This is a genomic window from Nonomuraea bangladeshensis (assembly GCF_039529455.1).
Taxonomy (GTDB): domain Bacteria; phylum Actinomycetota; class Actinomycetes; order Streptosporangiales; family Streptosporangiaceae; genus Nonomuraea; species Nonomuraea bangladeshensis.
This window is the reverse complement of record NZ_BAAAMV010000012.1, coordinates 1-20,700: the sequence shown is the minus strand read 5'-3', so window position 1 is coordinate 20,700 and position 20,700 is coordinate 1. Positions and strand designations below refer to the sequence as shown.

At 73.5% G+C, this 20,700-nt stretch carries 24 protein-coding genes and 1 pseudogene; 7 read left to right on the top strand and 18 right to left on the bottom strand.

Annotation, left to right across the window (positions count from 1 at the left end; translation table 11 throughout):
• Positions 1–11 precede the first annotated feature (11 nt).
• A complete protein-coding gene (locus tag ABD292_RS37365; protein ID WP_344215954.1) occupies positions 12–626 on the top strand; it encodes a cysteine hydrolase family protein in 615 nt (204 codons plus the stop codon).
• On the opposite strand, the gene ABD292_RS37360 is transcribed toward ABD292_RS37365, so the two are convergent.
• From ABD292_RS37360 to ABD292_RS37350, 3 genes are read right to left on the bottom strand one after another with little or no spacing between them, the layout of a single operon-like run.
• Positions 606–3,104, bottom strand: a complete 2,499-nt coding sequence (locus tag ABD292_RS37360) for an FtsX-like permease family protein (RefSeq protein ID WP_344215952.1) — start codon at positions 3,102–3,104, stop codon at positions 606–608. The two genes, ABD292_RS37365 and ABD292_RS37360, sit on opposite strands and share 21 nt — an antisense overlap.
• Positions 3,101–3,793, bottom strand: coding sequence for an ABC transporter ATP-binding protein (locus ABD292_RS37355; RefSeq protein WP_344215950.1), 693 nt, complete (start codon positions 3,791–3,793; stop codon positions 3,101–3,103). Before ABD292_RS37355 ends, ABD292_RS37360 begins: the two co-directional genes overlap by 4 nt.
• Complete coding sequence (locus ABD292_RS37350) at positions 3,790–4,299, bottom strand: PadR family transcriptional regulator (protein ID WP_344215948.1); 510 nt, start codon at positions 4,297–4,299, stop codon at positions 3,790–3,792. Before ABD292_RS37350 ends, ABD292_RS37355 begins: the two co-directional genes overlap by 4 nt.
• Before the next feature lie 82 nt (positions 4,300–4,381).
• Between ABD292_RS37350 and ABD292_RS37345 the strand changes: the two genes are divergently transcribed.
• On the top strand, positions 4,382–4,894 hold the full coding sequence (locus ABD292_RS37345) for a hypothetical protein (protein WP_344215946.1): 513 nt from the start codon (positions 4,382–4,384) through the stop codon (positions 4,892–4,894).
• A 10-nt stretch (positions 4,895–4,904) separates the two neighbouring features.
• Here the strand turns inward: ABD292_RS37345 and ABD292_RS37340 are convergent, their stop codons facing one another.
• The 10 genes from ABD292_RS37340 to ABD292_RS37295 form a co-directional block, all read right to left on the bottom strand.
• Positions 4,905–5,660 (bottom strand): GntR family transcriptional regulator, encoded by a 756-nt coding sequence (locus ABD292_RS37340; RefSeq protein WP_344215944.1) that lies wholly within the window; start codon positions 5,658–5,660, stop codon positions 4,905–4,907.
• Positions 5,657–6,472 (bottom strand): tryptophan synthase subunit alpha, encoded by an 816-nt coding sequence (trpA, locus tag ABD292_RS37335; RefSeq protein WP_344215942.1) that lies wholly within the window; start codon positions 6,470–6,472, stop codon positions 5,657–5,659. The genes ABD292_RS37340 and trpA overlap by 4 nt, the downstream gene beginning before the upstream one ends.
• Complete coding sequence (gene trpB, locus ABD292_RS37330; protein WP_423446723.1) at positions 6,469–7,674, bottom strand: tryptophan synthase subunit beta; 1,206 nt, start codon at positions 7,672–7,674, stop codon at positions 6,469–6,471. The genes trpA and trpB overlap by 4 nt, the downstream gene beginning before the upstream one ends.
• Before the next feature lie 85 nt (positions 7,675–7,759).
• Positions 7,760–8,350, bottom strand: a complete 591-nt coding sequence (locus ABD292_RS37325) for a DUF1707 SHOCT-like domain-containing protein (protein WP_344215940.1) — start codon at positions 8,348–8,350, stop codon at positions 7,760–7,762.
• 63 nt (positions 8,351–8,413) lie between these two features.
• The gene (locus tag ABD292_RS37320; protein WP_344215938.1) at positions 8,414–9,046 is read right to left on the bottom strand and encodes a TetR/AcrR family transcriptional regulator; all 633 of its coding nucleotides are present in this window, start codon (positions 9,044–9,046) and stop codon (positions 8,414–8,416) included.
• Positions 9,047–9,088: 42 nt separating this feature from the next.
• Complete coding sequence (locus tag ABD292_RS37315) at positions 9,089–9,823, bottom strand: hemerythrin domain-containing protein (RefSeq protein WP_344215936.1); 735 nt, start codon at positions 9,821–9,823, stop codon at positions 9,089–9,091.
• 108 nt (positions 9,824–9,931) lie between these two features.
• Positions 9,932–11,197, bottom strand: a complete 1,266-nt coding sequence (locus tag ABD292_RS37310) for an APC family permease (RefSeq protein WP_344215934.1) — start codon at positions 11,195–11,197, stop codon at positions 9,932–9,934.
• 51 nt (positions 11,198–11,248) lie between these two features.
• Positions 11,249–11,629: a VOC family protein gene (locus tag ABD292_RS37305; RefSeq protein ID WP_344215932.1), complete on the bottom strand. Its 381-nt coding sequence runs from the start codon at positions 11,627–11,629 to the stop codon at positions 11,249–11,251.
• The gene (locus ABD292_RS37300) at positions 11,626–12,429 is read right to left on the bottom strand and encodes a metalloregulator ArsR/SmtB family transcription factor (RefSeq protein ID WP_344215930.1); all 804 of its coding nucleotides are present in this window, start codon (positions 12,427–12,429) and stop codon (positions 11,626–11,628) included. Before ABD292_RS37300 ends, ABD292_RS37305 begins: the two co-directional genes overlap by 4 nt.
• Before the next feature lie 15 nt (positions 12,430–12,444).
• Positions 12,445–12,828, bottom strand: a complete 384-nt coding sequence (locus tag ABD292_RS37295) for a DUF6223 family protein (protein ID WP_344215928.1) — start codon at positions 12,826–12,828, stop codon at positions 12,445–12,447.
• Positions 12,829–13,017: 189 nt separating this feature from the next.
• On the opposite strand from ABD292_RS37295, the gene ABD292_RS37290 reads away from it, so the two are divergent.
• Both ABD292_RS37290 and ABD292_RS37285 read left to right on the top strand, forming a co-directional pair.
• Positions 13,018–14,226, top strand: coding sequence for a sensor histidine kinase (locus tag ABD292_RS37290; RefSeq protein WP_344215926.1), 1,209 nt, complete (start codon positions 13,018–13,020; stop codon positions 14,224–14,226).
• Positions 14,223–14,912: a response regulator transcription factor gene (locus tag ABD292_RS37285; protein ID WP_344215924.1), complete on the top strand. Its 690-nt coding sequence runs from the start codon at positions 14,223–14,225 to the stop codon at positions 14,910–14,912. The genes ABD292_RS37290 and ABD292_RS37285 overlap by 4 nt, the downstream gene beginning before the upstream one ends.
• Before the next feature lie 9 nt (positions 14,913–14,921).
• Here ABD292_RS37285 and ABD292_RS37280 read toward each other — a convergent pair whose 3' ends face one another.
• Entirely contained in the window at positions 14,922–16,328 is a 1,407-nt protein-coding gene (locus tag ABD292_RS37280; protein WP_344215922.1) for an MFS transporter, read from the bottom strand.
• Positions 16,329–16,519: 191 nt separating this feature from the next.
• On the opposite strand from ABD292_RS37280, the gene ABD292_RS37275 reads away from it, so the two are divergent.
• Entirely contained in the window at positions 16,520–17,011 is a 492-nt protein-coding gene (locus ABD292_RS37275) for a hypothetical protein (protein ID WP_344215920.1), read from the top strand.
• Here ABD292_RS37275 and ABD292_RS37270 read toward each other — a convergent pair.
• From ABD292_RS37270 to ABD292_RS37255, 4 genes and pseudogenes are all read right to left on the bottom strand, one after another.
• Positions 16,935–17,108, bottom strand: a pseudogene (locus tag ABD292_RS37270) (tylosin resistance protein TlrC); the annotation flags it as partial. The gene ABD292_RS37275 and the pseudogene ABD292_RS37270 overlap by 77 nt on opposite strands.
• 128 nt (positions 17,109–17,236) lie before the next feature.
• Positions 17,237–18,001, bottom strand: coding sequence for an FG-GAP repeat domain-containing protein (locus ABD292_RS37265; RefSeq protein WP_344215918.1), 765 nt, complete (start codon positions 17,999–18,001; stop codon positions 17,237–17,239).
• Between the two features lie 547 nt (positions 18,002–18,548).
• A complete protein-coding gene (locus tag ABD292_RS37260; protein WP_344215916.1) occupies positions 18,549–18,950 on the bottom strand; it encodes a cupin in 402 nt (133 codons plus the stop codon).
• Positions 18,947–19,471, bottom strand: a complete 525-nt coding sequence (locus tag ABD292_RS37255; RefSeq protein ID WP_344215914.1) for a YbhB/YbcL family Raf kinase inhibitor-like protein — start codon at positions 19,469–19,471, stop codon at positions 18,947–18,949. The genes ABD292_RS37260 and ABD292_RS37255 overlap by 4 nt, the downstream gene beginning before the upstream one ends.
• 122 nt (positions 19,472–19,593) lie before the next feature.
• Between ABD292_RS37255 and ABD292_RS37250 the strand changes: the two genes are divergently transcribed.
• Positions 19,594–20,298 (top strand): GntR family transcriptional regulator, encoded by a 705-nt coding sequence (locus ABD292_RS37250; protein WP_344215912.1) that lies wholly within the window; start codon positions 19,594–19,596, stop codon positions 20,296–20,298.
• 107 nt (positions 20,299–20,405) lie between these two features.
• Positions 20,406–20,546 (top strand): hypothetical protein, encoded by a 141-nt coding sequence (locus ABD292_RS37245; protein ID WP_344215910.1) that lies wholly within the window; start codon positions 20,406–20,408, stop codon positions 20,544–20,546.
• The last annotated feature ends 154 nt before the right edge of the window (positions 20,547–20,700 follow it).

Sequence of the window (20,700 nt, the reverse complement as noted above, 5' to 3'; positions counted from 1 at the left end):
AGGAGAAGACGATGACCGTCCCGCCGCTGGACCCCCGCACGACCGCCCTGCTCGTCCTGGACTACCAGGAGGCGACCCTGGCCGCGCTCCCCGACCCGGCCGAGCCGCTGGCGCGGGTGGCCGGCGCCGTCGCCGAGCTGCGCGCGCACGGCGCGGCCATCGCGTACGTACGCGTCGGCTTCACCGAGGCCGACTGGGCGGCGATCCCGCCGGCCAACGAGACCTTCGCCTTCCTCGGCCGGCAGCGCCTCCTGCACCATGCCGATCCCGCCACGGCCGTACACCACCGGCTCGCTCCCGAGCCCGGCGACATCGTCGTGCGCAAGACCCGCGTCGGCGCCCTGTCCACGACCGACCTGGACCGGCGGCTGCGGGAGCGCGGGATCACCACCCTCGTCGTCGCGGGCGTCACCACCAGCGGCGTCGTGCTGTCCACCGTCACCGACGCCGCCGACCGCGACTACCGCCTCTACGTCCTCTCCGACGCCGTCGCCGACCCGGACCCGGACGTCCACCGGGCCCTGATGACCGGGGTCTTCCCGCGGCTGGCCCACGTCATCGACACGGCCGGCCTGCGCGCGCTCCTGCCCGGGGGCGGCGCCGGGTCACTGGAGCCGGCGGGTTAGGGGCAGCCTGGTCCTGGTGATCAGCGCCGCGGCCGTCGCCAGGACGGGCGGCCCGGCCACCACGGCGATCACGAACGGCCACGGCACGGCGATCGTGGCGGGATCGCCGGCTCCGTGCGTCGTCATCGGCCGGCTCAGCGCCACGCCCGTCACCGTCCCCGCGGCCAGCCCCATCAGGGCGCCGAGCCCGGAGACGTAGAGCGCCTGACCGGCCACCACCAGCCGCAACGTCGCCGGTGGCGCGCCGATGGCCAGCATCGTCGCCCGCTCGGGCCGCATGTCGGCCGCCGCCAGACCGGTGGCGGCCAGCGTGCCGCCGGCGGCGAGCACGACGGCGCCCACGAGCCAGCCCAGCAGGCCGGGATCGGGCAGGTTGCGGTAGCCCTCCTCGGAGGCGACCGTGACCCGGCCGGTCACCTTGGCGAGATCGCCTCCCAGCGTGGAGTCGGCCGGCGGCCGGTACATCGCGTAGAGCTGGCGTTCGGCCGTGGTGAACCCCGCCTGCTCGACGAGGGCGCGCGGCAGCAGGGCGCCGCCCTGGTGCTCGTCGGCCGGCACGGCGACCACCGCCGGCACGTCGAGCCTGCGCGGGGGGCCGGACGTGGAGGCGGCCCGCAGCGCCAGCTTGCCGTCGCGCACCGCGGCCGGGTCGAACACCACGGCCTTGCCGCTCGCCAGCGCCTCGGCCGCCCGCGGGTCGTCCCGCCCCTGAAGGAGCCGGAGCAGAGTCCGGTCACCGATGGCCACCGTGCGACGGGTACGGATGCCGTTCCACTTCACGGTGTAGCGCAGCGCGTAGCGGCGGCCCTGGGGGTCCAGCGCCTGGTAGCCGGAGGCCAGCGGCACTCCGGGCAGCAGCCGGGCCGCCTCGGCGCGCAGCCTGCCCCAGGTGGCGTCGCTCATGGTGCCGCCCCAGATCGCGAGCGTGCCGGTCGGGCGCGCCGAGGTGTAGGCGTTGCGCCGGTCCATGTACTCGCTCTGCACGCCGATGCCCATGGCGACGGCCGTGGCCGTGACCGCCATGACGGCCGCCACGGCGCTCGTCGTACGGGAGCGGTGGCGGACCGCGTCGCGGACGGCCACCCGCAGCGGGAGCCGCAGCCGCGTGGCCGCCCGTCCGGTGAAGCGGACCAGCCAGGGGGTCAGCACCAGCAGCCCGATCATGATCAGCACCGCGGCGGCCCACACCCACACCGGGTCCGGCTGGCGGCGCGCCACGAAGGTCGCCCCCAGCCCGGCCAGCACCAGCACGACCCCGGCCAGCGGCCGTCCCGGCCCGTCGGCGGCGGCGGGCGGGCGGGAGGCCAGCACGCTCGCGGTGTCCTGCCGGGCCGCCTGGACGGCGGGCACCAGCGCCGCCGTGATCCCGGAGATCAGGCCCAGCGCGGCCACGGCCAGCACCGCCGGCCACGGCACGTCCACCGGACCGACCGTCCCTTCCGTCCAGCGCGCCACGAGCGGGGCGCCGAGCGCGCCGGCCCCGACGCCGAGCGCCGTCGCCGCGACTGTGGCCGCACCGCCGAGGACCAGCCCGTCGGCCAGCACGATCGTCCGCAGGTGGGCGGCGGAGCCGCCCTGCGCCGCGATCTCGGCGAGCTCCCGCCGCCGTCGCCTCAGCCCGACCGCGAAGGCCGGACCGGCCAGCAGCACGGTCTCCAGCACCAACATGATCACCATGACGCCGAGCCCGGCCGTTCCCGCGGCGTTCATGGGGCTGGGACGGACCGGAGCGCGCGCGTCCAAGGTCATGGCGGGGGAGGTGACGTACAGGTCGGCCGCGTTCAGCGCGGGGACGTCGTCCCAGGTCACCGGTTTCGGAGTGTCGGCCAGCCAGCCGGAGCCGTGCTCGCGCGGCGACCAGAACCGCTGCACCTCCACGGGCGCGATGTCAGGGCCCACGACCTGCCGGAGCGAGGGCTCGTGCGGGTGCTCCACCACGCCCACCACGGTCAGCGGGGCCGCGCCGGGCGGCCGCAGGACGTCGCCGGGCCGCAGGCCGGACGCGGGGGTCGCGACGACCTCCCCGGCCCCGGGCAGTCTGCCCTCGGTCAGCGTCAGCATCCCCTTGGTGAGGGGGTCGCGCAGGTCGATCCGCAGCGCGTCGATCCGCTCGGCCCCCCGCCGGAACACGCCGGTGGTGAAGGGGATCAGCCGGGTGCCGGGCCCGAGCAGGGCCGCCACCTCGGACGGGCTGCGCCGGGCGGCGGACGCTCTGCCGTCGCCCGAGCTCCAGCTCGTCCCTCTCGGGCTCTGGCGGAGGTTCCCGCCAGGGGGCGCCTGCAGGACGCGGGCGTCGGCCGCGCCGAACTCGGCCGTCAGCCCCTCACGAGCGGAGACGTTCATGGTCTCGACGAGGGTGAACAGCGCCGTGATCACCAGCACCGGCAGGCCGATCATCACCATGATGAGCGCGCTGCGCCCCCGCGAGCGCCACGCGCTCCTGCGGGAGATGCGCAACGCGGCCGGCAGGGCGCTCATCGGGCGCTCGCCACGGGCGTGTCCGTGGTGTCGGCGATCATCCCGTCGCGCAGGAACACCACCCGGTCGGCCCAGGCGGCGTAGCGCGGCTCGTGGGTGACCAGCAGGACCGCCGCGCCCGCGTCGGAGCGGGCGCGTAATATCCGCAGGATCTCGTCGCCGGTGCGCGTGTCGAGCGCGCCGGTCGGCTCGTCGGCCAGCAGCAGGCGCCGCTCGCCGACGAGGGCGCGGGCGATCGCGACCCGCTGGCGCTGCCCGCCGGACAGCTCCTCGGGGAAGCGGTCGGCCAGGTCCGCGCTGTCGATCTCCGCCAGCACGGCCAGGGCCTCCTGCCTGGCCCGGCCCGAGCGCACGCCGTCGAGCTCGCGCGGCAGCATCACGTTCTCGGCCGCGGTCAGCGACGTGATCAGGTTGAGGTCCTGGAAGACGTAGCCGACGCTGCGCCGCCGCAGCGCCGCCAGATCGCGTACGGCCGCCAGATCCCGCTCGCCGACGTGCACCGTCCCGGAGGTGGGCCGGTCGAGCCCGCCCGCGAGGTTGAGCAGGGTCGACTTGCCGGACCCGGACGGGCCCATGACCGCGACCAGCTCGCCCACGTCCACCTCCAGGCTCACGCCTTTGAGCGCGTGCACGGCCGTGGCTCCCTGGCCGTGGACCCTGGTCACCCCGGCCAGCCGTACGTACGTCATCTCTCCTCCTTCAGAACGGCCTCGCAGTGGTCCAGCCACCGTTGCTCGGCCTCGGCCTGGAAGATCATGGAGTCGATCACGAGCCGCTGGGCGGCGCCGTCCGTGGCCGCGCGCTTGGCCGCGGTCAGCTGCTGGAGGGCGCGCATGGTCGCCGTCCGCTGCTTGTGGATGACCTCGGCGACGTCCGCCCGGCCGGCGGCGACGGCCATGGCCAGTTTGATGACCAGCTCGTCGCGCGGCCGGTCGGACTGGACGACCGGGGTGCCGAACCACCGCGCCAGCTCCTCCCGGCCGGCCGCGGTGATCGTGTAGGCGACCCGGCCCTGCTCGTCCGACTCGCCCGGCTCGACCAGGCCGTCACGCTCCAGCCGGGACAGCGTCGTGTAGACCTGGCCGATGTTGAGCGGCCAGGTCGCCCCTGTGGACGCCTCGAACTCGACCCGCAACTGGTAGCCGTGGCGGGGTCCCGTGCTGAGCAGAGCGAGCAGCCCGTGTCTGATCGACATGAATACTCAGTATGCATACGTGGTATGCCCTGAGCAAGATTACTCTCTGTCATTCATGATTGCTTTGAGTAATCTCGGCCTCATGGCGAACCCGATTCACGGCCTGACCGTGCTGCTCACCGCCGCCGCAGCCCTCACTGTTGCCCCGCCGGCCGCCTTCGCCGCCTCGCAGAGCCCTCCCCGCGGCTGCGCCAGTAAGGAGGTCGCCTCCGGCGACTACTCCGCCAGGGTCACCATCTGCCTCACCGAGGCGTGGAAGACCCACGTCTTCGGCGAGCGCACCCTGGAGCCGACCGACACCGTCACCCTGGAGTGCCGGCACGGCGTGGTCCTGTGGTCCAACTCCGACTGCTCGATGAGCTCGAAGCTGTCGCTGCTGAAGGACGGCGTCAACGCCTGGACCGAGCCGCGCAGCAACAGGGTCCACATCGCCCGCTCCGGCAACACCAGCGCCTACACCGACTACTACGCCTGCCGTGGGCCCGGCGCGTACGAACTCCGCTCCGAAGGCGCGACGGTCCACGTCACGCCGCATTCCAGCAGCGCGAGCCTGACCGTCCCGGCCTTCTCCGTGAAGGCGCGCGGCTGCGTCTGACGCCGGGCGCTCAGCTCGTGGCGCCCCAGGTGAGGGACAGGCCGGTCGCGGCGCGCTCGGTGCGGATCTCCATCATGCTGCCGAGGATGGTGGCGTGGTCGGACACCACGGGCGTGGCGTCGAGCGCGTACGTGATCCGCGTGCTGACGAGCACCGGGCCGCCCGGTGCCTCGTGCAGGTGCCGGGCGGCGGCCGCGTCGAGCAGCCCCGGCCGGACCACCTCCGACGCCCGGGCGACCGCCACCCCCGCGTCGGCGAGCGCCGTGTAGAGGGAGACGGCCGTGAAGTCGCGGTCGCGGATCGCGTCGGCCACCGGCCGGCGGACCCAGGACACCTGGTGCACGGCGGGCCGCCCGGCGAACTCGCGGACCCGCTCCAGCCGCAGGGCGCTGTCGCCCGGACGCAGCCGCAGCTCGGCGGCGATCCCGGCGGGGGCCCTGCGCACGGCCCGCCCGATCACCTCGGTGCGCACGTCATGGCCCTGCCCGCGCAGGTCGTCGGCCAGGCTGCGGAGCGAGTCGAGCTGGTAGGCCAGGTGGGGCGGGGCGACGAAGGTGCCCTTGCCGGGCCGCTGGACGATCAGCCGTTCGTCGCTGAGCTCGCGCAGCGCGTGGCGCAGGGTCATGAGGGTCACCCCGTAGGAGGCGCTCAGCTCCCGTTGCGGCGGCAGCGCCTCCCCTGGGGCGTAATGTCCCGACCGGATCTTCGTGGCGAGGTCGGCGGCGATGGCGCGGTATCTCGCCTCGTGCCCGGCGTCGGGGGTCATCGTGGTCGGTCACACTCCTGGTCGAGGGCTTGCCGCAGGGTCATGAGGAAGGACTGCAGGTCGTCCGGTCCGGCCCCGTCGAGCACCCGTCGCATGACCGCGGCGCCGACCACGACGCCGTCGGCGTGCCGGCGGGCCTCGCGTGCCTGGTCCGGGGTGGAGATGCCGAATCCTAGCAAGACCGGCAGGTCGGTGACGTGCCTGATCCGTCCGGTGAGCTCCGCCGCCGAGGCGGCGAGCGCGGTCCGCTCGCCGGTGGTGCCCATCACCGACACCGCGTACACGAATCCGCGGCTGTGGCGGGCGATCTCCGCCAGCCGCTCCCGCGGCGTGGACGGCGAGGCCAGCAGGGCCGGCTCGATCCCGGTGGCGGCGGCGACGTCCGTCAGCTCGTCGGCCTCGTGCACCGGCAGGTCGGGCACGATCAGGCCGCTCACCCCGGCCCGTCGCAGCGCCTCGCAGAAGGCACGGGGCCCGTCGTGCAGCACCAGGTTGTAGTAGGTGCTGACGACGAGCGGCACACCCAGATCCGGCAGCCCGGACAGGTCGGCGAGGATCCGGCGGGTGCTCGCCCCCCGGTCGAGCGCCGCCTGGCTGGCCTGCTGGATGGTGACGCCGTCCAGCGTGGGGTCGGAGAAGGGCAGGCCGACCTCGATCGCGTCCGCCCCTGCGGCGGCGAACGCCCGCAGGTAGCCGGTCCAGCCGGGCGTGATCCCGGCGGTGACGTACGGCATGAGCAGGCCGCGGCCGGCGTCCCGGCGGGCGCGCAGGTGGCGTTCGACCGCGCCGGCGGTCAGGGCGGAGTTCGTCACAGCAGCTCCTTCAGCGTCGAGACGTCCTTGTCGCCCCGGCCGGACAACGTCATGAGCACCGTTGACCCCGCGGCCAGCTCTCCGTCGCCGGCCGCGCGGATCACCCAGGCGAGGGCGTGGGCCGATTCGAGCGCGGGGACGATGCCCTCGGTGCGCGCCAGCCGTACGGCCGCGGCGATAGCCTCGTCGTCGGTCACCGTCACGTAGCGGGCCCGGCCGAGGTCGCGCAGGTGGGCGTGCTCCGGGCCGACGCCCGGGTAGTCGAGCCCGGCGGCCACGGAGTGCGCCTCGACGATCTGCCCGTCGTCGTCCTGCAGGAACAGCGAGCGGGAGCCGTGCAGGACGCCGAGCCGGCCGCGGGCCGCCCCCGCTCCGCCCTCGGCCTCGACGCCGACCAGCCGTGCCGGGGTGTCGGCGAACCCGGCGAACGTGCCGGCCGCGTTGGAGCCGCCGCCGACGCACGCGACCACGTGGTCCGGCACGCCGGTCCGCAGCTCGGCGGCGCACTGCGCGCGGGCCTCGTCGCCGATGACCCGCTGGAACTCCCTGACCAGCCACGGGTACGGATCCGGCCCGACGACCGAGCCGATGCAGTAGTGGGAGTCGGCGGTCGCGCCCACCCAGTGCCGCATGGCCTCGCTGGTGGCGTCCTTGAGCGTGCGGCTGCCCGTGGTCACCGGGACGACCTCGGCGCCGAGCATGCGCATGCGGAAGACGTTCAGCGCCTGCCGCTCGATGTCGCGCTCGCCCATGAAGACCGTGGCCTCCAGCCCGAGCAGCGCGGCGGCGGTCGCGGTGGCCACGCCGTGCTGGCCCGCGCCGGTCTCGGCGATCAGCCTGCGCCGTCCCATCCGGGTGGCCAGCAGGGCCTGGCCCAGCACGTTGTTGATCTTGTGGGATCCGGTGTGGGTGAGGTCTTCGCGCTTGAGGTAGAGCTCCACGCCCAGCGCCTCCGACAGCCGGCGGGCCGGCGTGAGCGGGGTCGGCCGCCCGGCGTGCACGGCGAGCAGCCGCGCCAGGGCGCCGCGGAACCCCGGATCGGCCCACGCCTCCCGGAACGCCTCGTCCACCTCGCGGCAGGCCTCCACGAGGGATTCCGGGGCGTACCGTCCGCCGTACTCGCCGAACCGGCCCCGCGTCAGGGGCTCGCCCATCGTCCCGGCCGGCGTGGCCGGCTCGCGCCAGGGCAGCACGTTTCGCATGCCATACTCCCGTCGTTATAGAACTCTCGACAGAGTTCTATAACAGTGAGTGTGACATGGACGGCGCGGGCCCGCCACTGCCGCCTCAGTCGTGGGACGGTCCCGGCGCCGGCTTGGTCTTCGTGCCGACGCCGCCGAACAGCGCGAGGCCGCTGATGACGACCCTCGGCGCCCCCCGCCTGGCGCGGACCGCGCTCCTGTCGAACGCGCCGAACAGCCCGAACCCCTTGACCTCGACCTCCACGTCGTCGGGCACGATCACCTCCGTGTACCCCCACAGGGCGAAGGCGCGCACCCGGATCTCCTGGCTCGCGAAGCGGGCGTCGCGCAGGTCGATCTCGCCGCCGCCGAACATCGAGAACGACGTGAACGCGCGCGGCGCGACCCAGCGGCCCTTGCGGCTGAACCAGCCGAACACGCTGAAGGCGAAACGGGAGCCGGGCTCCTCCGCCACCACCAGCGAGTCGGCGCGCGTCGGCTCGGGCAGGCCGCGGCCCGCGTGCGCGAGCTCGCCACGGGTCCGGGCCCCGTAGATCTCGCTCAGCCGCTGGTCCAGCTCGGCCAGCTCGATCCGGCCCGCGGCGGCGGCGTCCTGGAGCCGCCGGGCCGCCCGCTCACGCTCCTCGTCGGAGGGGCGGGTCTGGCGGTCGGGGAAGGGGGTGACGTGCTCGGCCATGCTCTCGGTCCTGTCTGCGGAATCAGCGGGCAGGACCATCTTATTCTCCAACTGGAGAACAAGTCAGCCGGACTCCTCCGCCCCGGACTCCTCCACCATGTGGGCGCCCATCATCCGCGCGAGCTGGACGCGGAACTCCGCCGCGTGCGCCGGGTCGTCGGGGTCGTGACCCAGGCCCGCCAGCCACGACCGGCCGCCGATGGCGAAGCCGTACGCGGCCGAGAGCCCGATCAGCACCACCGCCTCGATCCGCGCCCTGCCCGGCACGGGCCGGCCCCCGAGCGCGTCCCTGATCCCGGCCTCCATCGTGTCGACCAGCTCCACCAGCGCCGGCCGTGTGGCGCCCCGGTAGTCGGCGTGCATCTCCGCCCAGACGAACAGGCGCAGGTAGCGCTCGTCCGCCAGGGTGTCGAAGACCACGTCCATGATGTCCGCCGCCAGCGGCACGCCGCCCTCGGCGCGGATGCGCTCGCGCACCCGCGCCTCGATGCGGTCGTTCTCGACGCGCAGCACCTCCCTGACCAGGGCGGCATAGCTGCCGAAATAGTGGGACACAAGCCCGTGGGCGACCCCGGCGGCCTCGGCGATCTGCCGCAGGCTCACGTTGTCCGGGCCCCGCTGCCTGATCAGCTCGGCCGCCGCCGCCAGCAGCTCGGCGCGTGACTCCGCAGGGTCGCGCCTGCGTCTCGGTGCCATGACCGGCAGTTTAGGCCGCGCGGCAGGGCCGTCCCGTCTGGGTCACCGGCGGGGGGTGAACTGGTTCAGGTCGTAGATGCCGAGCGTCTTCTCGATGTCGGCGACCTGTCCGACGACGCCGGTGAAGCCGGCCGGGCCGAAGCGGCGGTGCTCCTCGTCCTCGAAGGTCTCGGCCAGCTCGCTGAACTCCTTGGGCGGGATGACCTCGCGCATGGCGGGGAAGACCACGGTGTCCTCGCGGGCCTCGTGGGGCTCGTACATGCGGACGAAGGCCGCCAGGTCGGCGGCGAGGTCGCGACGGGCCCGCTGGGGGACGGCTCTGGCGGTGACGTCCAGGATGCGGCCGGTCAGCACGCGGCCGCGCTGGTGCTGCCGGACCAGGACGGGGACGGTGTCGGTCAGCTTGCCCGCCTTGACCAGGCGCGGGAAGACGTAGCGCTCTTCGAGCTCCTCGTGGTACTCCTCGATGAACGTACGGATGATGCCGGCCCCGGCGTGCAGGGGCCGGATCGGCACCGGCTCGCCCGCGCCGATCCGCCGGATGCCCTCGCGGTAGATCAGCAGGACGCGTTTGAGCACGCCGTGCTCGCGCATGAGGTCTTCCGGCGGCGTGACCGGCACCTCTTGTCCGGCCTGTTTCCCGAGGGTGGCGGGGGTGGAGGTGGCGCACGCGGCCGGCACCACCGCGCCGCAGGTCAGGGCGACGGGCAGGCCGAGCACGTTGCGGCGGCGCATGTCCGGTGCCGCGCGGTCGTCCCGTGCTTCGTCGCTCATCATGTGTCCCCGATCCCCAGCCTGTCCGCTTCGCCTCAGATGCCTGCCCGGTCGCCGGTGATCCGACCCGGCGACGGAGGTAATGCTTCCCCCTGGCCGGGCGAGGTCGCTTCACGCCGAGCGCGCGGTGATCGCCCGGCGCAGGCCGTACGCGGCCGCGCCGGCGGCCAGCACCGCGGCCCCGGCGATCACCGAGGAGAGCGGCAGCGCGAAGGCCAGGACCAGGCAGCCGGCCAGGCCGGCCGCGGGGATCGGCCGCGCCGGGCGGCCCTCGGCGCGGGTGAGGGTCCACGCGCTCGCGTTGGCGACGGCGTAGTAGACCAGCACGCCGAAGGAGGAGAAGCCGATCGCGCCGCGCAGGTCCGCCGTGGCGGCCAGGACCGCGACGACCGCGCCGACGACCAGCTCGGCGCGGTGCGGGACCTTGAAGCGGGGGTGGACGGCGGCCAGCACGTGCGGCAGGTGCCGGTCGCGGGCCATGGCCAGCGTGGTACGCGACACGCCCAGGATCAGCGCCAGCAGCGAACCGGTCGCGGCCACCGCGGCGCCCGCGCCGACCACCGGCGCGAGGGCGGGCAGCCCGGCCGCGCGGACGGCCTCGGCCAGCGGGGCGGTCGCCACGCCCAGGCCGGTGCCGCCCAGCACGGACAGGACCGCCACCGCGACTCCCACGTAGACGACGAGGGTCAGGCCGAGCGCGAGCGGAACGGCCCGGGGGATGGTCCGGGCCGGGTCACGCACCTCCTCGCCCAGCGTGGCGATGCGGGCGTAGCCGGCGAAGGCGAAGAACAGCAGGCCCGCCGCCTCCAGGACCCCGCCGACGCCGGCGTCCGAGGTCACGTCGAGGCGGGCGGCGTCCGCGGCGCCGGAGGTCAGGCAGGCCAGCACGACGGCGGCCAGCACGGCCACCACCACGACGACGATCCCCCTGGTCAGCCAGACGGTCTTGCGCATCCCCGCGTAGTTGACCGCGGTGAGCGTCACCACGGCGGCCACCGCGACCGCGTGCGCCTGCTCGGGCCACAGGTAGGCGCCCACGGTCAGCGCCATCGCCGCGCACGAGGCGGTCTTGCCGACCACGAAACCCCATCCGGCCAGGTAGCCCCAGAAGTCCCCGAGGCGCTCGCGCCCGTAGACGTAGGTGCCGCCGGAGGTGGGATAGCGGGCGGCCAGCCGGGCCGAGGAGGTGGCGTTGCAGTAGGCGACCAGCGCGGCCAGCGCCAGCCCGACCAGCAGCCCCGAGCCGGCCGCCCGCGCCGCCGGAGCGAACGCGGCGAAGACCCCGGCGCCGATCATGGAGCCCAGCCCGATGACGACGGCGTCGGTCAGGCCGAGGCGCCGCTCCAACCGGTCCTTACCGGCGGACGTGCCCGCCACGGTGACCTCCCGTTTTCCCGGACCCACGATACTGTCGCCGTTCTGACAGGCTCAGGAGGCGGGCTGGAACAGCTCGACCAGGTTGCCGGCGGGGTCGGCGAGCAGGATCTGGCGGCCGCCGGGGCCGGTGACCACGTCGCTGCGGAACGGCAGGCCCGCCTCGCGCAGCCGGGCGACCTCGGCGTCCAGGTCGTCCACGACGAGGTGGATGCGGTTGCGGCCGGCGCCGGCGTCCTGGGCGGGGGTGGCGCGGGCGCCGGAGCTGGCAGGGCCGGACAGCAGCAGCCGCAGCGGTCCGCGTACCACGTCGGCGAAGGCGGGCGCGGCGTCGAAGTTGACGGTGAAGCCGAGGTGGGCGGTGTAGAAGTCGACGGCCGCGCGGACGTCGTCGACGATGTAGCGGACGCTGGCGACCTGGTCGGCTGCGGTCATGGCCGGACCTCCTGGCGTGGGGCGGGGAAGAGGACGGGTTGCAGGTGCCGGACGCGGGTGTCGATCTCGGCGGCGGTGCGGTCGAAGGCGGGGTAGCCGTCCTGGTCGGCGGCCGGGTCGGGGATGCTCCAGTGCAGGCGTCGCGGGTGGCCGTCGAAGTCGGGGCAGACCTCGCGGACCTTGTCGCACAGGCTGATCACGTAGTCGAAGCGGCGGCCGGTCAGCGTGTCCAGGCTCCGGGGGCGCCGGTCGGCGATGTCGATGTCGTACCGGCGGCGCAGCACGCGTACGGCGTGGGGGTGCAGGCGGTCCTTTGGGTGGCTGCCGGCGCTGGTCACCTCGGCGCGGCCGCCGGTGCGGTGGCGCAGCAGGGCCTCGGCGACGGGTGAGCGGGCGCTGTTGCCGGTGCACAGGAACAGCACGGAGGGCGCCCCCGCCGAAGCGCCGGCCGCGCCGGCCGCGCCGGCCGCGCCGGCGGTCTCGGCGATCCCGGCGGGGGACGGCCGCAGCGCGGGATGCAGGGCGGCGCCCGCTGCGGCCAGCGCGTCCGCGCAGCGCTCCAGGTCCAGGTGGTAGTAGCTGTCGCGGCCGTCGAAGCTGCTGCGGCGGGCGGTGACCAGCCCGGCCGAGCGCAGCAGCCGCAGGTGGTAGGAGACCAGGTTCTGCGGTTCGCCGACGAGGGCGACGAGCTCGCGCACGCGCAGGTCGCCGTGCGCCAGCTCGCTCAGCAGCCGCCAGCGCACCTCATGGGCGGCCAGCCGCACGAACGGCGGCGGTACGGCCCGGCCGGACAGCTCCATGCTCCGCACAATACATCAAACCTGCTTGATGTATTCGGCTGAGGTGCGGCGGGAGCGGGCCATCACCAGCCCGCCGAGGATCATGGCGACCGGCCCGACCACCAGGCACACCCAGCCGCCGACGATGCCGTAGCCGGTGCCGGGGCCGCCCTCGGCGGCGGCCACGACCAGCGCGCCGACGACCGTGGCGGCCAGCCCCGCCGCCAGGGCCACGATCGCCCCCCTTCTCCTGGTGACGGGGCGGCTTGAGCGGCGGGCCAGCGCCAGGGCGCCGACGACGACGCCGGCCAGCCCCAGCGCTATGCCCACCATGGACCAGAGGCGCCCGGTGGTCATGGCGTAGGCGTCGACGGGCTGGGCCAGAACGTTCGTGGTCGCCAGCAGATGAGGGACGGACATCGGGATTCCTTTCGACGGGGGTGACGGCCTCGATCGTCGCGTCGTCGCGGCGCCCCCGGCCTCCGCCTGCGGTCGGCGCCGGCTACGTAGTTCCGCGTAGCCGGCTCGTCCCTCGCTACGCCCGTCGTCGTAGGCGGCCGCGCGTCCGGGCGGAGGGCGCTCGACGTGGAGGAACCGTAGGATCGCGGCATGAAACACCGCGTGGCGTCGTTGCGCCTGCCGATGCCGGCGCAGGAGGCGTTGCTCGCGCTCTTCGTCACCGTGATGCAGGTTCAGGGCACGATGGTGCGCAATGCCGGCGAGGTGGTCCAGCGTCCCCTCACCGACCTGGGCAACCTCGGCTATGTCCTGCTGATCGTGAGCGGCCTGGCCGTCGCCGTGCGCCGCCGGTGGCCGGTGCCGGTGTTCCTCGTCACCGCGTTCGCCAGCCTGGCGTACTACACCCTCGACTTCCCCGACGGGCCCGGCTGGCTCGGGCTCTTCGTCGCCCTCTACACGGTCGCCGCCTACGGCGACGGACGCAGGTCGCTGGTGACCGCCGGCGTGGGCATCTCGGTGCTCGCCGTCTGCTGGCTGGTCGCCGCGGCCGACGTCGAGCCGGGCGCGGCCATCGGCTGGGTGTACTTCAGGATCGGCGCGTCGGTCATGAGCGCGGCGCTCGGCGAGTCCGTACGGACCAGGCACGTCATCGCGGCCGAGGCCCAGAAGCGCGCCGAGCTGGCCGAACGCACCCGCGAGGAGGAGGCGCGGGCGCGCGTGGACGCCGAGCGGCTGCGGATCGCCCGCGAGGTCCACGACACCGTCGCGCACGCCATAGCGATCATCAACGTCCAGTCCGGCGTCACCGCGCACGTGCTCGACAAGCGGCCCGAGGTGGCCCGCGAGGCGCTGCGCGCCATCGAGCAGACCAGCTCCCGCGCGCTGCGGGAGATGCGGGCGATCCTCGGGGTGCTCAGGGACGACGACGACGGCGAGCGGGTGCCGTACCCCGGGCTGGGGCAGATCGGCGAGCTGACCGCCAAGGCGCGGGAAGCCGGGCTCGACGTCGAGGTCGAGGAGAGCGCGCCCGGCGCGCCGTTGCCCAGCGCGGTGGGAGGCGCGGCCTACCGGATCGTCCAGGAGTCGATCACGAACGTGGTACGCCACGTCGGGCCGACCCGGGTGACGGTGGCGCTCAGGCCGGGGATCGAGGATTTGGAGATCCGCGTGACCGACGAGGGCCGCCGGGCCGCATCGGAGCAGCGTCCCAGGGGGCCGGTCGGGCCCGGCCGCGGGATCGTCGGCATGCGCGAGCGCTGTCAGCTGCTCGGCGGGGAGCTCGACGCGGGGCCGACCCCGGACGGCGGGTTCGAGGTCAGGGCACGGCTGCCTCTCGCTCCGACCGGGCCGAGCCTGTGACCGCGGCCGGCCCGCCGCCGGACGGCGCGTCGATCAGGGTGCTGCTCGCCGACGACGAGGGTCTCGTGCGATCGGGGTTCAAGGTCCTGCTCGACCTGGAGGACGGCATCACGGTGGTGGGGGAGGCGACCGACGGCGCCGAGGCCGTCGAACGGGCCCGCGCCACCCGCCCCGACGTCGTCCTCATGGACATCCGCATGCCCAGGGTGGACGGGATCCAGGCCACCGCCCAGATCGCGCGGACGCGCGGGCTGGAGCGGGTCCGCGTCCTCATCCTCACCACCTACGACACCGACGAGTACGTCTTCGACGCCCTCCAGGCCGGCGCCAGCGGCTTCCTGCTGAAGGACGCGGGACCGGCCGAGCTCCTGCACGCCATCCGGGTGATCGCCGCCGGGGACGCGCTGCTCGCGCCGCGGATCACCCGGCGGCTCATCGGCCAGTTCACCGCGCGCCGTACGGCCGCGCGGGCCGCGGAGGACCGGCTCGCGGTGCTGACCGAGCGCGAGCGCGAGGTGCTGGCCCTGGTGGGGCAGGGTCTGAGCAACCAGGAGATCGGGGCCGAGCTGTTCCTCAGCCCGGCCACCGCGCGCACCCATGTCAGCCGGGCGATGGCGAAGCTGGGCGCGCGCGACCGCGCCCAGCTGGTCGTCATCGCCTACCGGACAGGGCTGATCAGCCCTTGAGTCCCTGGTTCAGGAGTTCCTGGCGTCCTCCAGGACGCGGGCGGCCTCGCGTTCGTACGAGCGGCGGGAGGCCAGCACCACGAGCCCGCCGAGGATCATGGGCACGATCAGCGCGTACATGGCGGCGAGGAGTGAGCCGGTCGCGTCCGAGGCGATGCCCACGATGAGCGGGCCGAAGGCGGCGCCGATCGTCAGCAGGACCTGCAGGACGGCGAAGCCGACGCCCCGCGACGAGGCGGCCACGACGTCGGCGATGCACGCCGTGCAGGTGGGGATCGCGGTGGAGGAGATCGTGACGGCCAGCAGGAGGAGGATCACCAGGGCCGCGGACGAGTCCGTGATCAGGGCGACGCCGAGGACGATCGAGCCGGCGGTGATGCCGGTGCCGCCGACGAGCAGCCGGCCGCCGGGGACCCGGCCGTGCAGCCGCTTGCCGAGGCGGGTGCCGATCACGGTCCCGGCCAGGACGCCCACGATGGTGATGCCGCCGCTGAGGCTGCCGGCGGCGCCGACCTCCATGCCGAACCCGCGGACCATGAGGGAGGGCAGCCAGAAGTAGACGCCGCCGAGGCCGAGGGTCAGGATCATCACCCCGAGGGAGACGAGGACCAGGGTGCGGATGGCCAGGACCTGACGGACCTGGGGCCAGAAGGGCCGCTTCACGGTCGCGCCGGGGGTGGGGGCGGGGTCGGCCTCGGGCGGCCCGGCCTGCGGCGGCTCCAGGGCGCCGGGCGCGGGTGCGGGCGCGGAGGAGGCGCCGGCGGTGGCCATGATCCGGTCCATCTCGCCGCGCTGCGGCTCGCGCAGCCGCCACACGAGGAGGGCGGTCAGGGCTCCGGGTATCGCCATCAGCAGGAACGCGGCCCGCCAGCCGAACGCCTGGCCGATGACGCCGCCGAGCAGCGTGCCGACGCCGCCCAGGTACGTGGTCATCCGCGTCCAGCCGTACACCTGCATGCGGGTCGCGGCGGGGTAGTAGTCGGCGAGCAGGCTGCCGACGGCGGGGTTGTCGATGTTCTCGGCGGCGGCGAGCAGCACCCGCGTGAAGTAGAAGAAGGCGAAGCCGGCGGCCAGGCCGGAGCCCAGGGTGGCCAGGGCCCAGACGAGGACCACCACCGCGATGATCTTCGTACGGCTGTGCCGGTCGGCGAGGTAGCCGGCCGGCAGCGCGACGAGCGCGGCGGCCAGGGCGGCGGCGGTCGGGATCGATCCGGCGGCGGTGTCGCTGAAACCCCATTCCTCCTGGATGAGGGGCAGCACGCCGGACATCAGGTTGGCTTCGATACGGTCGACCATTCCCACGATGAACAGCACCACGAACGGTCCCCATCCGAAGGGATTGGGATCGGTCGCGCTGATGCCGCCCGGTGGCGGGGACCCGAGTCGGCGACGTTCGCGGGCGACGGCCTTCACCATGTCTTTCTCCTCCGCGCTAGGTGCTCCCGTGTGGGGTGGTACGGCGGCACGGGAACGCAGAACGCTGTTCTAAAACAGGGTTCTAGGAAGAGAGTGTCGTACATCACACCGTGTTTCGCCAGTGCCTCCTGGGACCCGTAGTCTGGCCCCCTGTTCCCGCGCCACTTTCCGCGCCGCCGAAGGGGCTGCCGATGATCACCGACCCGACGATCCTCCGGATCGGCCAAGGGGTGGAGTTACATCACCACCAAGGTCAGCGCGAAGCCGCTCGTGACCTGTTCGCCGAGATCTGGGAGGACATCGGCGGCGAGGAGGGCGACCCGCTGCACATCTGCGTCCTCGCCCACGCCATGGCCGACGTGCAGGACGACGTGCACGAGGAGCTCGTGTGGGACCTGCGGGCGCTCGCCGCCGTCGGTCAGGTCACGGACGAGCGCCTGGCGGGGGCCGGGGTCGCGCTCTCGGTGGCCGGCCTGTACCCGTCGCTGCACCTCAACCTCACCGAGTGCTACCGCAAGCTGGGCGATCTCGACCGCGCCCGCGAGCACCTGCGGCAGGCCCGGGCCGAGATCGGCAGGCTCGGCGACGACGACTACGGGCGGCTCATCAGGGGCGGCCTGGAGCGGCTGGAACAGCAGCTGGGCGAGGCCGACGACCGGGCCGCTCCGCCCGGCCCGCCCTGAGCTCCAGGTGGGAGCCGGTGAGCCTAACCCGCACGCGCCGGTCGTGGGTGACGATGACGAGCGCGCCCTCGTAAGGGACCAGAGCCTCCTCCAGGTCCGATGACGAGGGCTGCGCTCAGCCAGAGCTTGTCGCCCCCGGCAAGCGTGGCGCGCTGATCACACGGCAGAGGGCGGGCAGGTGGGGTCGTCGGTCCGACCGCGCGGTCGGGGTGGCGTGGCCCAGGGTCAGCCGATCCAGCCGTTGCCGATCTTCACCGGTTGCTGGCTGCTGTAGCCGCGTCTGCTCTCGCCGGGGTAGAGCCACAGGTCCCAGGTGTCGTAGTTGATGGCGAGGATGTCCTGGTGGCCGTCGGCGTCCCAGTCGGCGACGCTCGCGACGAGATACCGCTGCCAGCCGTTGCCGATCTGGATGCGGGGTTGGCTGCTGAAACCCCGGATGCTTTCACCGGGGTAGAGGATCAGCAGATCGTTTCCGGTGCCGTTGCCGATGACGTCCTGGTGACCGTCGCCGTCCCAGTCGGCCACCCATCGGATGTAGCGGAGGACGCCGGCCATGACGACTCCCACCATTGGCTGACTGCTGTAGCCGCGCTTGCTCTCGCCGGGGTAGAGCCGCAGCCCGCCGCCTTGGTACTGCGCCAGGATGTCCTGGTGGCCGTCGCCGTCCCAGTCCGCCAGGCCACGGATGTGGTACCCGTCCCATCCGTTGCCGATCACCACCGGTTGCTGACTGCTGTAGCCGCGCTTGCTCTCGCCCGGGTAGAGCCACAGCAGGCCGGTGCTGCGCTGGATGGCGAGGATGTCCTGGTGGCCGTCGCCGTCCCAGTCGGTCATGCCGCGGACGTAGAAATCGTTCCAGCCGTTGCCGATCCTCACCCGCGGCTGGAAGCTGTAGCCGCGCCTGCTCTCGCCCGGATAGAGCCATAAGTAGCCGGTGCTGCTGTCGATGGCGAGGATGTCCTGGTGGCCGTCGCCGTCCCAGTCGGTCACGCCTCTCAGGGAGATCGTGGGAGTCGCGGTCGCGTGCGCGGGCGTGGTGGACGCCAGCGCGACGACTGTCGCGAGGAGGATCGTTGCGGCACGACGGGCTTTCGATGGGCGTTGAGCTGATCGCGGCACGTGTTCCTCTTTCTGTGCTGGAGCGACGGGTCTGCGCCGAGGATCGCATTCGCCGTTCCAGGTGTCGAGCGGCAGGGGCTGCTCACGTGTCGGGCCGGGCTCGACCAGGCCCTCGCCGTCGCGCAGGGCGGCGATCAGGGCCCTGGCCCGGGCGTGGCTGGCCGCAATCACCGAGGCCGACATCGGAGACCTCGGCCACACCGAGGGCTACGACCTGCTGTGGGTGCGTCGCAAGGGTGGCAAGCACCAGCCGCCAGGGACGGCCACCGCACACCTCCGGGCACTGGTCGTACTCGGGGCATCGCGCGGTGGCCGTTTCCGTCGAGGCTGTCCGCTCGACCGCGTAAGCAGAGCCGGGAGCGGGTGCCGTTGGAGGGCGTCGGTCACCAGAAGGTGCGCCATCGGAGAGCAGGCGCTGTCAGAGGGGGTCGGCGCGGCTCTCCGAACGGCCGCCACATGACGCCGTGATGGTCATGACGGTGCTGGGGATGTCGAGCTGGATCCGGTGCCACCGCCCGCGCGGGACGATGGCGGCGGTGCCGGCCGTCAGTCTGATCTCCTCCTCTCCTTCCCCCTGCCGTCCCGGTCGTTCTGGACGCAGGTAGAGGCGGATCTTGCCGATGACGCAGGACACGATCTCGTCGGACTCGGTGTTCACGTGCCAGTGGTCGGCGTGGACGTCGGAGCCGGTCCTGGCGTGGAACGCCTTCAGGTGCCAGCCATCGCGCCCGGCGTCCGCCGGCCGGGCGCCGGCGTGGATCCTGCCGCCCCGGGACAGGTGGATGCCGGATGCGGAGAGCTCGATCGGGGTCACGGTCATGGGGTCTCGGCGGTGGCGGTCAGGACCGCGCGGCCGAGGAGGTGGCCGGTGATGGTGAAGCCGAGGTAGGCGGGCGTGGCACTGGCCGGGACGCCGATGGTCTCGGTGTCGAGGGCGTGCACCACGACGAAGTAGCGGTGCGGGCCGTGCCCCGCCGGCGGGGCCGCGCCGAGGTAACGCGCCACTCGGGCGTCGTTGGGCAGTTGGTAGGCGCCGTCGGGGAGGCCGGAGCCGGTGTCGTCGCCCGCGCCTTCGGGCAGCTCGGTGACGGTGGCGGGGATGTCGGCCACGGCCCAGTGCCAGAACCCGGAGCCGGTCGGCGCGTCCGGGTCGTACACCGTGACGGCGTAGCTCTTCGTCCCCTCGGGGGCGCCGCTCCACGACAGCTGTGGCGAGATGTCCTTGCCTCCCGGGAGGCTTGCGGACATCTGTTCGGCGGGCCAGGGGGCGCCGTCCGCCAGCGTGGTGCTGGTGAGGGTGAAGGAGGGCGCCTGGGGCAGGCGGGCGAAGGGGTCGTTCATGTCTGGTCCTTCGAACAGGTGGTGAGGGTGTCGGCCGGTGGGTCGGCAGACGTGGGCAGCGCCATCGGGGGGCGCCGTTCACACATCATCGACTGTAACACGAATAATCGATTATTTGGCAGATGGTCTATCCTGAGGGCATGACGGCCGACCCCTCGACGAAACAGATGCTCTCCGAGCGTGTTCACACCCGGCTTCAGGAAGCGATCATGAGGGGCGAGTACGCCCCGGGTGAGGCGCTCAAGCCGCAGCAGCTGGCCCAGCAGCACCAGGTCAGCCTGGCCGTCGTCCGCGAGGCCCTGGTGCGGCTGGTGGGCGAGGGCATCGCGGTACGGCTGCCCAACCGCGGCTTCGCCGTCCCCGACTTCTCCGACCGGCGGTGGCAACAGATCGCCGAGGCCCGCCGTACGATCGAGCCGGTCATGCTGCGCCTGGCGATCGAGCGCGGCGACCTCGACTGGGAGGCACGGGTGCGCGCGGCCCACCACCGCCTGACCCGCACACCGCCGTACGAGCCGGAGGAAGGCGAGTACTACACCAGCGCGTGGTCGGAGGCGCACCGCGTCTTCCACCGGACCCTGCTGGACGGGTGCGGCAACCCCGTGCTGCTGGACACCTTCGACAGGCTATGGACGGCCGGCGAGCTGGCCCGCCGCTGGTCGGCGCAGCGCACACCCGACCGCGACGGCGCCGCGGAGCACCGCCGCCTGGAGGAAGCGGCGCTGGCCCGTGACGCCGACACCGCCACCGAGGTGCTGACCCAGCACCTGACGCTTACCGTCGCCGCCCTCACATCCGCACCTGATCAGGTCAAGCCGCAGTCGTGACTTTCGACAGGCAGCGAGATCAACGCTGATCGATCGCTCTCCACACGTTCGAATGCCTTCACGCCGGAGCTCACCATGCTGGGCATGCCGAGCTCCACTTGCCTGACGTGCCTCGCCGCATCGCCACCGACGCCGGGCTGCCCGCACCGGTGTGCCGCACCCTCACCCCGAACGGCCTGCGGCACAGCTTCATCACCCTGGCCCTGGTCGCCGGCGCGACGTGCGCGACGCCATCGGACTGCATATGAGCGTCCTCCTGGTGTCGGTACGGCCGGGGGCGTGGCGGGTGCGTCAACGGCCGCTCCCCGGGGCGGGAACGGCGTGCTCGGCGTCGCGGCTGACCTGCTCCCAGGCGGCCCAGGTCGCCATCCGCTGCCGGGAGATGTCGAAGGCCAGGTCGTA